This is a genomic window from Acinetobacter sp. Gutcm_16, from assembly GCF_028649355.1.
GTDB lineage: Bacteria > Pseudomonadota > Gammaproteobacteria > Pseudomonadales > Moraxellaceae > Acinetobacter > Acinetobacter johnsonii.
In genome coordinates, this window is record NZ_JAQSUV010000035.1 from 55,817 (window position 1) to 68,292 (window position 12,476).

At 41.4% G+C, this 12,476-nt stretch carries 8 protein-coding genes; 7 read left to right on the top strand and 1 reads right to left on the bottom strand.

The features are described from left to right. The first annotated feature begins 92 nt into the window (after nt 1-92). Together clpB and PTT44_RS12685 are read left to right on the top strand one after the other, a co-directional pair. The gene (gene clpB, locus PTT44_RS12680) at nt 93-2,672 is read left to right on the top strand and encodes an ATP-dependent chaperone ClpB (protein WP_168158937.1); all 2,580 of its coding nucleotides are present in this window, start codon (nt 93-95) and stop codon (nt 2,670-2,672) included. Between the two features lie 228 nt (nt 2,673-2,900). Further along, a complete protein-coding gene (locus PTT44_RS12685) occupies nt 2,901-4,187 on the top strand; it encodes a DUF945 family protein (RefSeq protein WP_168158936.1) in 1,287 nt (428 codons plus the stop codon). Nucleotides 4,188-4,310: 123 nt separating this feature from the next. Here the strand turns inward: PTT44_RS12685 and rlmKL are convergent, their stop codons facing one another. Next, nucleotides 4,311-6,515: a bifunctional 23S rRNA (guanine(2069)-N(7))-methyltransferase RlmK/23S rRNA (guanine(2445)-N(2))-methyltransferase RlmL gene (rlmKL, locus tag PTT44_RS12690; RefSeq protein WP_168158935.1), complete on the bottom strand. Its 2,205-nt coding sequence runs from the start codon at nt 6,513-6,515 to the stop codon at nt 4,311-4,313. 231 nt (nt 6,516-6,746) lie between these two features. On the opposite strand from rlmKL, the gene PTT44_RS12695 reads away from it, so the two are divergent. The 5 genes from PTT44_RS12695 to PTT44_RS12715 all read left to right on the top strand — a co-directional run bounded on the left by PTT44_RS12695 (nt 6,747) and on the right by PTT44_RS12715 (nt 12,404). After that, nucleotides 6,747-7,100: a hypothetical protein gene (locus PTT44_RS12695; protein ID WP_168158934.1), complete on the top strand. Its 354-nt coding sequence runs from the start codon at nt 6,747-6,749 to the stop codon at nt 7,098-7,100. Nucleotides 7,101-7,386: 286 nt separating this feature from the next. Further along, nucleotides 7,387-8,403 carry an aspartate carbamoyltransferase catalytic subunit gene (locus PTT44_RS12700; protein ID WP_273795665.1) on the top strand — a complete coding sequence of 339 codons (1,017 nt, stop codon included), beginning with the start codon at nt 7,387-7,389 and terminating at the stop codon, nt 8,401-8,403. Between the two features lie 10 nt (nt 8,404-8,413). Further along, a complete protein-coding gene (locus PTT44_RS12705; protein WP_168158932.1) occupies nt 8,414-9,649 on the top strand; it encodes a dihydroorotase in 1,236 nt (411 codons plus the stop codon). Between the two features lie 160 nt (nt 9,650-9,809). Beyond that, the gene (locus tag PTT44_RS12710; protein ID WP_168158931.1) at nt 9,810-11,267 is read left to right on the top strand and encodes an OmpA family protein; all 1,458 of its coding nucleotides are present in this window, start codon (nt 9,810-9,812) and stop codon (nt 11,265-11,267) included. 114 nt (nt 11,268-11,381) lie between these two features. After that, a complete protein-coding gene (locus tag PTT44_RS12715; protein WP_435781933.1) occupies nt 11,382-12,404 on the top strand; it encodes a DUF1311 domain-containing protein in 1,023 nt (340 codons plus the stop codon). Nucleotides 12,405-12,476: the final 72 nt, after the last annotated feature.

Genomic DNA, 12,476 nt, shown 5'->3' on the forward strand with positions numbered 1-12,476 from the left:
AATGTAGAAAAATTAATTAAATTTGAATTGAATTTTGAGCAATTGTTCCCATATATCCATCAAGTTCGAAATTTGTTGTGAGGAAAACAAGAATGCGATTTGAAAAATTCACAAACCGCTTACAGCAAGCTCTCTCAGATGCTCAATCACTTGCAGTGGGGAAAGACCATACCGCAATTGAAGGTATTCATATCTTATCAACATTGTTAGAAGAAACCTCTAATCTGAGTTTGTTGCAACAAGCGGGTGCCAATTTACCTGCTTTACAAAGCAAATTAAAACAAGCACTAGCTGATGCACCAACACTGACTAATCCCACAGGGGACGTCAACTTAAGTTCAGAGGCAGTCAAAGCACTGAATTTGGCAGATAGCTTCGCGCAAAAAGCAGGCGATGAGTTTTTGTCTACCGATTGGGTGATGCAAGCCTTGGCCGAAGTGGGGGCAACTAAAACGCTACTCAACAGTGTGGGCGTGCAAGCAGAAAGCTTACGCAAAGTCATTTTAAAAATTCGAGGTGATGAGAAAGTCATGAGCAACAATCATGAAGATCAACGTGATTCTCTGAATAAATACACCATTGATTTAACTGAACGCGCACTTGCAGGTAAGTTAGATCCTGTGATTGGGCGTGATGATGAAATTCGTCGTACCATTCAAGTTTTGTCGCGTCGTACCAAAAATAACCCAGTGTTGATTGGTGAACCAGGGGTGGGTAAAACAGCCATTGTTGAAGGCTTGGCACAGCGGATTATTAACCGCGAAGTGCCTGAAAGCCTACAAGGTAAACGTGTTTTATCCTTAGATTTGGGTTCATTGCTTGCGGGTGCTAAATATCGTGGCGAGTTTGAAGAGCGCTTAAAAGCAGTACTGAAAGATTTGTCTAAACAAGATGGTGAAGTCATTTTATTTATCGATGAATTACACACGCTGGTAGGCGCTGGTAAAGGCGATGGTGCGATGGATGCAGGTAATATGCTCAAACCTGCTCTGGCACGTGGTGAGCTACGCTGTGTTGGTGCAACCACATTAGATGAATATCGCCAATTCATTGAAAAAGATGCTGCGCTAGAGCGTCGTTTCCAAAAAGTGTTGGTCGATGAGCCGAGTGTGGAAGATACCATTGCGATTTTACGTGGGTTGAAAGAGCGCTACGAAGTGCACCATGGTGTGAAAATTTTAGACTCTGCCATCATTGCAGCAGCGAAAATGTCACATCGTTATATCACCGACCGTCAATTGCCTGATAAAGCAATTGATTTGATTGATGAAGCGGCTTCTCGTATCAAAATGGAGCTGGACTCTAAGCCAGAAGCTCTGGATAAACTTGAACGTCGTTTGATTCAATTGAAACTACAACTTGAAGCAGTGAAAAAAGATGAAGATGCAGGTAGTCGTGCGGAAGTCGCTCATCTTGAAAAGCAAATTATCGAAGTTCAACGCGAATACAATGATTTAGAAGAAGTTTGGAAAGCTGAAAAAACCTTAGTTGAAGGTACCAAACAAGTTCAAGCTGAATTGGATCAGGCTCGTATTGCGTTGCAAAAAGCGCAGCGTGAAAACGACTTGGGTGAAATGTCGCGCCTTCAGTATGGTGTGATTCCAGAGCTGGAAAAACGTCTCAATGAAGAAGAAGTCGTTGAGGAAAAAGAAGAGCCGAAACTACTGCGTAACAAAGTCACTGACAATGAAATTGCAGAAGTCGTTAGTGCTGCTACGGGGATTCCAGTAGCCAAAATGATGCAAGGTGAACGTGAGAAACTTCTGCATATGGAAGAGTTCTTACATAACCGTGTCGTTGGGCAGGATGATGCTGTAGTTGCAGTATCCAATGCAGTTCGTCGTTCGCGTGCTGGCTTGTCTGACCCGAACCGACCGAGTGGCTCGTTCTTATTCTTAGGTCCAACGGGTGTTGGTAAAACAGAGTTGACCAAAGCACTGGCAAACTTCTTGTTTGATAGTGACGATGCCATGATTCGTATCGACATGTCCGAGTTTATGGAAAAACACTCTGTCAGTCGTTTGGTGGGTGCGCCTCCTGGTTATGTCGGCTACGAAGAAGGTGGTGTGTTAACCGAAGCTGTACGCCGTAAACCGTATAGTGTCGTACTGTTCGATGAAGTAGAAAAAGCACATCCCGATGTGTTTAACATCTTGCTCCAAGTGTTGGATGATGGTCGCCTAACGGATTCACAAGGTCGCGTGGTTGACTTTAAAAATACCGTAATCGTTATGACATCGAACTTAGGTTCGAGTGATGTGCGTGAGTTGGGTGATAATCCTTTGGATGAAGAAGTGCGAGCAGTGGTGATGAATGCCGTGACGCAACATTTCCGTCCAGAGTTTATCAACCGTATTGATGAGTTAGTGGTTTTCCATTCACTCAAAAAAGCGCAAATTCGTGGTATTGCAGATATTCAATTGGATCGTTTACGTGATCGTTTGGTTGAAAAAGATATGCGCTTAACGGTGGATGATCAAGCCTTTGACTTATTGATTGACGCTGGTTTTGACCCAATTTACGGTGCTCGCCCATTGAAACGTGCCATCCAACAACAGGTTGAAAACAACTTAGCGCAAAAAATATTGTCTGGTTACTATGTGGCTGGAGACAATATTATGATCACTGCACATGATGGTCAGTTGAGCTTTGATAAAGTGAAAATGAGTTAATCATTTACATGGTTCCTTGAAACTAAAAAACCCAGCTTCGGCTGGGTTTTTTATTGCGTGATAGAAATGTTAAAAGATGACACTTTTAAGCAAAAATGTGACCTAAGTTTTCACATTTATGTGATAGGTATGGCATATAAGTGATTTATTTGCAAAACAATTATCTTTATTCGAAGATTCTCTTTATAATTTATTTTAATAAAAAACAAACAACTTGGGATAGAAGAAATGACTCAATTGAAGTGGGGTATTGGAGGCGTACTTACGCTTGCTGTGGTCGCAGTGGGGGGTAATCTTTATGCGGATAAAAGCTTGAAGGCTTATTATCAACACAGCACCAAACAGTCGAATGATTTAAAGTTGCAATATCAACAATTTCAAATGGGTGCTTTAAATGGCAGTGCGAACTGGACCGCTGAATTAGTACTAGACCCATGTAAACCGAAAGAAGTGATCCAATTGAAGGGGCAGGATCATATTCAACGGAGTTGGAATGGATATGCGATTCGTTCAGATATTAACATTACTCAGGCACCCGGTGCACTTCAGTCCTTGTTGAAGGAACCACTTAAAGTACAAAGCAAAGTGAATTGGTTGGGTACTTTGAATAGTACCTTGACTACGCCAGTGATTACCCGCAATGAAGCTCAACTCCAGTCTAGATTAGACCCGATGACATTAAAGTTTCGGGCAAAACCGATCGAACAACAGTTAAAGATACTGGATTTACAGCTTGAAATTCCGAATCTAACAGTCACCGATCCAAATATACATTTGCAAATGGTGGGACTAAAGCTAGAAAGTAACCAAGGGCTGAATGGTGAATATCTTGAGGCGGGTGAAACCAAAATTAAGATGGATCTACTGAAAATGTCAGATCGAGATATCAATAAACCGATCAATGCCGAACTGAAGAATTTTAGTATAGAAACGCAAAGTGAACTGACGGACCGAGTTGTAAACACTGAAATGTTATTGCGTCTAGATGAAATGAAAATGCCTTCAGCGCCCGCTGTCCAAAACGTACAGTTTAATTTTAATGTACTTGATATAAACCGACAAAAATTGCAGACGCTGTTTGATATTTTGGCGAAAAGTGAAAACAGTTGTTTGGCAAAAGAGGCAATGGAAAAAGATATGGAACCTGCTTTATTGGCTGTGATCAATGAAGGTTTCCGTTTTGAATCCAAAGAGAACCAATTTGCTATCGGGGAAGGGGTTGCACAAGCGAGTGTGACGGGGCGTATTATGCCGAGTCATCAATCGACGGTGATGGGTATGGTGAAAATGATGCCGAGTTTAATGGAATACAAAGCAGATATTCAGTTTGATAAAAATATGATCTCGCGCATCATGAATAATTATCTGCAAAAAGGAGGCATCAGCATGTCTGATCAAGAGATCGAAAGCATGCTTTCGACGATGCAGAGTTCAGGGCAGGTGAAACGTGAAGGGAATACCATGAAAATGTCAGTTGATTACAAATATGGGCAAACCAATTTCCTGACTGAATAATGCAAAATATGATGATCTAACATAATAAAAGGGACGTATTTCGTCCCTTTTTTATATCTGAAAATTGTCTAATGCAAAATTTAGCGAAGATGAAAGACCTGCTGGTATTTCATCTTCAGTGCATTAGTTTTTTGGATGGGTAATTTTCCATGCACGGTGGATTTTTTGATTGCGCTTGAAATCAGGCCCAATGGTTTCACTGGTAATTTCTTCGACATCAAAGAATGCTAAAATTTCTTCGTCCATTTCAAAACCACGATAGTTGTTCGAGAAGTACAAAGTACCATCCGTAGTTAAACGGTTCATCGCGCGTTTGAGCAATGATAAATGGTCGCGTTGTACATCAAAGGTACCGTAGAACTTCTTCGAGTTTGAGAAGGTTGGTGGGTCAATAAAGATCAGCTCATACTGTTCATGACCTTCTTTTAACCACTCAAAACAATCACTAGCAAAGAACTGATGTTGTTCATCGGCATGATCGACTGTTAAGCCGTTCAAGACGAAGTTCTCTTTAGACCAGTTCAAATATGTATTTGAAAGATCAACGCTGGTGGTACTTGCCGCACCGCCTAAAGCTGCATGTAAGCTGGCTGTAGAGGTATAGCTATACAAGTTCAAGAAGTGCTTACCACGCGCTTCTTGTGCGATGCGTAGACGGATTTGACGGTGGTCTAAGAACAAGCCAGTATCTAAGTAATCAGTTAAGTTCACTAAGATTTTTGCTTTGCCTTCTTGCACGATAAAACGCTTAGAAGCAGTACTTTGCTTGGTATACTGGTTTTTACCTTCTTGGCGAGCACGTGTTTTGATAAAGATCGCATCACGGCCTAAACCTGTTACAGCACGAATCGCCTGTAAAGCAAGATTGAAACGCTTCTTGGCTTTTTCAGGATCGATTTTTTTCGGTGGCGCATATTCTTGGACGTGTAAACGTTCACCATACAAATCGACTGCGACGTTAAAGTCTGGAAGGTCAGCATCATATAAACGTAAACAGTGAATGTTTTCTTTTACTGCCCATTTCTTTAAGGTCTGCATGTTCTTTTGTAAACGGTTAGCAAAGTCTTCAGCACCTTCAATCGCTTCAAACTGTTGCGGTTGCCATGTTTCCAAGAAAGGTTTGACTACTGCAACTGGCTTAACTGAACCTGAACGTACGTAAATTGGCAGTTTACCATTCATCAAACGCATGGTTTGCGGGTCATTCAGCGCCAATACATCGGCTTGCTCGACGGCTGCGGCGATAACGGCTGCGGTTTGATTTGGGAAGTTCTTTTGCAGCAAAGCAGATAAGCCTAAATATAAAGCACGGTTTGAGGCTTTATCACCCAAACGCTCACCATAAGGTGGGTTGGTCACAATAAAGGCTGTTTTTCCTTCGGCTTCAAAGTTTGGCCAATCGGCTAAAGTTCGTTCTTCGATTTGGATCTGGTCAAGTACACGTTCAAAACCAGCAGCAATAATATTTTGCTTGGTGGCTTTTACCGCTTCCCAGTCTGCATCAAATGCGTAGAACTTAGGGAGCGGTTGTTCCAAGGCTGTTTGATGGCGTTCAGCTGCTTCCGCTTTAATGCTCATCCACAGATCATGATCATGGCCATTCCAGCCATTGAAACCGAAACGACGAACTAAACCAGGTGCGCGGTCAGTCAGCATCATCAATGCTTCAATAATAAACGTCCCAGAACCACACATTGGGTCAAGGAAAATATCGGGTCTTTTTGCAAGGAGCTTAGCTTTTTGTAAAATCGCAGCGGCTAAGTTTTCTTTAATTGGGGCATCGGTCATATAACGACGGTAGCCACGTTTATGTAATGAATCACCAGATAAGTCTAAACAGTAGGTGTGTTCAGTTTTTCCTGCGAGTGCATAAATGGTAATTTCAGGTTGCTTAATATCAATACTTGGACGCTTACCAACAGCTTCCATGAATGAATCCACGATACCGTCTTTTACACGTAGAGTTGCAAACTGGCTGTTCACCTTAATTTCACGTTCAATATGTAAACGAACGGCGAAGGTGCTTTGTGGTGCAAAAATCAGCGACCAATCAAAGTTCATTGCACCTTCGTAGAGCTCTTCAGCAACATCACGTGCGTCATGGCTAAATTCCAGCTCATGGACATGAATTGGTGCGAGTACACGCGACGCAAGACGCGACCACATACAAATGCGATAGGCATGTTCCAGTGTACCTTTGAAAACTAAACGCCCAGGAAAACGTTCAATGTTTTGAACACCTAAACCTTCTAATTCTTCTTGGAGTAAGGTTTCTAAGCCATCGGCACACGTAACCCAATAGCTGCTTAAACGCGAAGCGGTTTTCATAAATTTGAGAGACCAAAATAAAACAAAATAAACTCGCTAAAGTTTAACGTATTTTGCCTCTGAATGGTTTTTTAAATATGCCTCTACTCAGCGGAAATATTAAAATAAATGAATCACCATGTGAACAATAACGTTTTTGGTACGTATTTTGCTAAATCCTTGCAAGTTTAATTTACTGACTGATTTCTGATAGATCGTCAGTAAATATTTTTCACTTGAAAGGGGATGAATATGTCGACCAAGTTAGATCGCGGTGTTGTAAGTCATGCTGATGCTTTTTCAATTGCAACTTTACTTTATGCACGTCTGCGCCGTGTATCGGGGCGTGTAATTGATGTGATGTATTTGGTGGAAAATCCAAGTTATGCACGTCAGATGGCAGAGCTTGCTTTAAGTACAGAAGATACTGAACTGATTCGATTGGTGAGTCGTTTAGACAGTGTCATGGATGTTTTTAACTATGAAGAAACCGCCGTGATCGAAAAACCTAAACAGGTCGACACGACACGACATGAGTTGGAAGCCACTGAAGAAGAAATCTACCGTGCCCAAGTGTCACATCACTATATTGGCGCTTTACGATAAGAATCGCTGAAGTTGGATCGCTCTCGCAAGAGAGCTTTTTAAAATGTCCGCTTGGGATAAATGAGATAAGAAACTCTATAGAATTGATATTTATAGCAATTTGATGAACTCTGAATTTGGCTAATTTAGCCTTTAATGGTTTAATTTAACTGATTGAAATAATAGATAAGAATTTCATAATCTTAGTTTTGAAGCCGATGATAATTAAGACAATTGTTTTAAACTGAGGTCCAAATCAAAAAGAAAATCTGTATAATGCGTTAACTTAACGTACAAGGAATCTCTCATGCACTTGGCAGCATTGCATACTCCGAGTCAGATTCAACTCAACCAAGATGGTCATCTCAAACACTTCCTCACCATCGAAGGCCTTTCTAAAGAAACTCTTACAAAAATATTGGACACCGCGCAGTCCTTTTTTAATGACCAAAATCAGCTGATTACCAACAACCTCTTAGAAGGTCGAACGGTAATGAACCTTTTCTTTGAAAACTCAACCCGTACTCGTACCACTTTTGAAGCAGCGGCAAAACGACTTTCTGCAAATGTATTAAATATCGATATCGCACGTTCAAGTACTTCCAAAGGGGAGACGCTCAGAGACACTTTGTGGAACTTAGAAGCGATGGCTGCGGATACTTTTGTGGTACGTCATTCTTCGTCGGGTGCGGCACATTTTATTGCCCAAACCGTTTGTCCGCATGTTGCAATTATCAATGCAGGTGATGGCCGTCATGCGCATCCAACACAAGCTATGTTGGACATGCTGACCATTCGCCGTGAAACCAAAAAGAAATTTGAAGATATTTCAATTGCCATCATTGGTGATATTAAACATTCACGCGTGGCGCGTTCAGATGTTGCTGCATTACAAACACTGGGGTGTAAAGATATTCGTGTAATTGCACCGAATACGCTGCTGCCATATGGTTTTGACGAATATGGTGAAGGTGTACGTTTATTTAATAACATGGAAGCAGGGATTCAAGACTGCGATGTAATTATTACCTTACGCATTCAAAATGAACGTATTGATTCGCCTGCGCTGTCATCTCAAGCTGAATTCTACAAAATGTACGGTTTAAACAAAGAACGTCTTGCGATGGCAAAACCTGATTGCATCCTTATGCATCCGGGGCCTATGAACCGTGGTGTAGAGATTGATTCCAGTATTGCCGATGGTCCGCAGTCTGTGATTTTAAATCAGGTGACCAACGGGATTGCTGTACGTATGGCAGTTTTGGCGCTTGCAATGCAAGGTCAACTGCAAGAGCAAGGTTTGTTAGACGCGATTGCGGGATAAGGAATAAGTCATGACTGTTGTAAAAATTGAAAATGTACGTGTTCTTGACCCAATTCATCAAACAGATGCCGTTCAAACGGTATATATCGAAAATGGCAAGTTGGTTGCTGAAACAACCAATTTCACTGAAACAGTTGATGGTCAAGGCAAGTGGTTAATGCCAACCATGGTGGACTTATGTGCACGCCTACGTGAGCCGGGTCAGCAACAGCACGGGACATTAAAATCAGAAGGTTGTGCTGCGCGTGAAAATGGTATTTTGCATGTATTTACACCGCCAGACTCAAAACCGATTGTGCAAGACAATGGTGCTTTGATTCATGGTTTGATGGAAAAAGCCATGTTGGATGGCGGCATTTATCTTGAAGTGATTGGTGCTCAAACCCAAGGCTTACAAGGCAACCAACCTGCAAATATGGCGGGTCTTAAAAAGGGCGGTTGTAAAGCAGTTTCAAATGCCAATGCGCCTTTTGCAGATGACGATGTGGTGCTGCGCACTTTAGAATACGCAGCAGGCCTTGGTATGACGGTGGTGTTTTATGCCGAAGAACCGCAAATTGCCAAAGATGGCTGTGTCCATGAGGGCTTTGTGGCATCGCGTCAGGGCTTACCGACCATCCCAGCGATTGCCGAAACCATTGCCATTGCCAAGTATTTGTTAATGATTGAAGCGACGGGTGTTCGTGCCCACTTTGGTTTATTGTCTACAGGTGCTTCTGTTGATTTGATTAAAATCGCTAAAGATAAAGGTCTACCAGTCACATGCGATGTGGCGATGCATCAGCTGCATTTAACAGATCAGCTGATTGATGGCTTCAACTCACTTGCACATGTCCGTCCGCCGTTACGTGCTGAGTCGGATAAAGAGCTTCTTCGCCAAGGTGTGAAAAGTGGAGTGATCGATGCGATTTGTACACATCATGAACCGTTAAGCAGTTCTGCAAAGCTAGCACCATTTGCTGAAACACAACCGGGCATCACTGCTTTTGATACCTATGTAGCTTTTGGTGTGCAATTGGTACGTGAAGGTTTATTTAGTCCTTTGGAATGGGTCGAAAAAGTCACGATTGCACCTGCCACGGTAGCCAATATGCTTGAACGTTGGACTGCTGAAGCAGGCTGGGTATTGGTTGATCCTGAGTTAGACTGGATTGTGAATAAAGACAATATTTTGTCGCAAGGTAAAAATACACCTTTGATCAATCAAGTGGTGAAAGGAAAAGTTCTAAAAACTTTTGCAGCTTAAATATTGCATTAAATGTGGATTAAAAAGTCAGCTTCGGCTGGCTTTTTTATTGGGCCTAGATAAAACTGATGCAAATACAATATTTTACAAAGTATAAAAAATGAACAGATAAACTGGAAAATGACGATGAAAACAATGAGAAAAAGTGGGGTAAGGCTTCATGAATGTCGATTTTATGGATTTACTAAAACAAAATGTCTCTGCAATTGTTTTAGAGGGTGATACACAACATTTACTTGAAAAAAATCAAGCAATTCAATCCTTTTTACCAATTTTACTGTCTATATTAAAGTCAAAGTCTGAACTGATTCCTGCATTTCAACAGCAGTTGAATCCACGTCTTAATGATGCTTTTGCATCGAATGTTAGTCTCAAGCAACAGTTTTTGGAGCATGTTCGCGGGGCAGCGTCCGCAGATGAAATTGAAAGTACCTTGAGCCGTTCGATTACACCTGCATTAGCATTTTTAACGACAGAGGCTGGTTCTTCAGAACCTGAAGCGATTTCCCATTTACTACAGGTCAACACAGATTCCATTAGTCGTGCCTTACCTGAGTGGGCAACTGCAATACTGGCTGGATTGGGGGTAAATATCTTACAAGGACAAGCTACACATGTTGCACCTGCAAGCGTACATGCTACAAAAGTAGATGAGAAACGGTCATTTTTACTGCCAGTTTTGGCTTTAATTATTTTTGCGGCATTGTTTGCTTTTATTTTTAGAGCCTGTACCGAAAAGGCCACAACTGAAACAGCACCTGCTGCAAATGTGAATGCCAGCCAACCTGCTAAATTTCAAATCACCACAGGGGCAACAGGAGATTTGGTCACTTGCCAAATTTTCTCAGCCAATGCGGCTTATGTTGAAATTTTGCAAAAAGAAGTAAAGCAAATTTTTAATAACAGCATCGGCTGTGGTGCAGATATGCAGAGTATGTATCACACTGAATTTATCGACCAAGATGCGATACCCAGTGTAATCAGTGCATTGAAAGGTGTGCCAAATATAAATTTAACATGGTTTGGCAATCAGTTATCGATTCAATCACAAGATCCAGCCAATGCACTTAAAGTGGCAGATCAAATTAAACCTTTACTGCGTAATATGACAGTTGTGACGCAGCAACCACTGGATGTAAACCGTGCCGTGGATACCAGTATTAGTGATGCTGAGCGTGCGCTGGCAGAAATTAATCCTGAGCAAGTTCGAGCATTAGATGTTGCCACGGCATTGAATTTGCAAATTATTAACTTTGATACAGCTTCATCGACGATACCTGATGTCAATAAGTCGATCTTGGATCAGGCCGCAGCGCTGATGCAAAAAGCACCGCAAGTCAAACTTACCGTGATGGGGCATACAGATGCAACGGGAGATGCGGCAGTCAATAAAACTTTGTCGCAAAATCGGGCACAAGCGGTGGTGGATTATTTAATTTTTAAAGGCGTCGATCCTGCGCAGTTGAGAGCGATTGGTTATGGGCAAGAAAAGCAAATTGCAGACAATCAAACCGATGAAGGTAAATTTAAAAACCGTCGTATTGAATTTGAGGTTTTAAATACAGACTCGGGTGTGGTGCGTGAAGTGGATGATCGTGGTGTTGAAAAGGCCAACTAAACGATATTTTAACCCTGCTACGGCAGGGTTCTTTTATATAGCTACTCGCATAAAAGCTTATTTTTTGGTTAAATACGCTGCGAAAAACAACAGCCTTATGGTTTTATAACAATGATGAAGAAAACAATTTTTGCCAGTCTAATCTTGAGCAGTTTATTTTTAAGTGCTTGTAGCCGAACAGAGAATAAAACAGAAACGGTTGCTGAACCGCAAGAAATGTCAGATTGGAGTTGTACGGCTCCTGCCAATGTCGAACAAATTCAAGCGCATTTAAAAGCTGAATACTTAAAAGCCCTAGACCGCCGTTTGCGTGATAGCCGTGAATATGAGGCCGATGAAAAATTATTAACGCAGATTAATAACGGTATTCGCTTTGAAATTAAAGGGATTTCAACGACCACAGAAAAGCCTGATACAGCGAAGCAATTGGACTGCGAAAGCCAGTTGGTGGTGATTTTCCCGAAAGGGTTACAGAAACGTGCTGAAAATGCGTTTTTAGCGCGTCCATGTGAAGAGTGTGAGGACGGTTATCAAAGTACTTTGCGTGATGTCTTAGAAGAGGGTGAATATTCACTCAACTTAGACAATGATCAGCTACAAGGTGCATTTAGCTATAACATCATTAAAACGGATAAAGAAGGCATTAGCCTGAATGTACCCAATCAAAATGGCGTGATTGATGGTGTAGTGTTGGTGACGCAGCATGCGGTTCAGTTTGCGGCATATGAAAAAGAAAATGCAGAAATACAAAAGAATATAAAACAATATAATGAGCAAGAAGTTGCGCAGATGGAACTGGCACAAAAAGCCATGAATATTCGTAAGAAGGAATTGGACGCTGACCAAGTCAAAGTGGTGGAACGTCTGAACCAAACTTGGGACAATTTCACTGAGGAGCAAAAACAGCAGCTTCAACAAGACCAAACGGATTGGTTTGAAAAACGTGATGTAGACTGTAAAGTGATTTCTCAAAAAAGTGTCTACCAAATGACGGATAGTGAAAAAGAAACCTATCAAAAGCAGTCGCAATATTGGGATGATGCTTTACGTGCCCAAGATCAACAATTGCAATATACCAAGTGCTTTAACCAAAAAACCAATGAGCGCATTGTGTATTTAAATAATGTGTTTAATTAATTGGGCTACATTAAAAATACGCTTTATAGAATGAGAAAAGGACGAATATGATTCGTCCTTTTTTATTTAGAT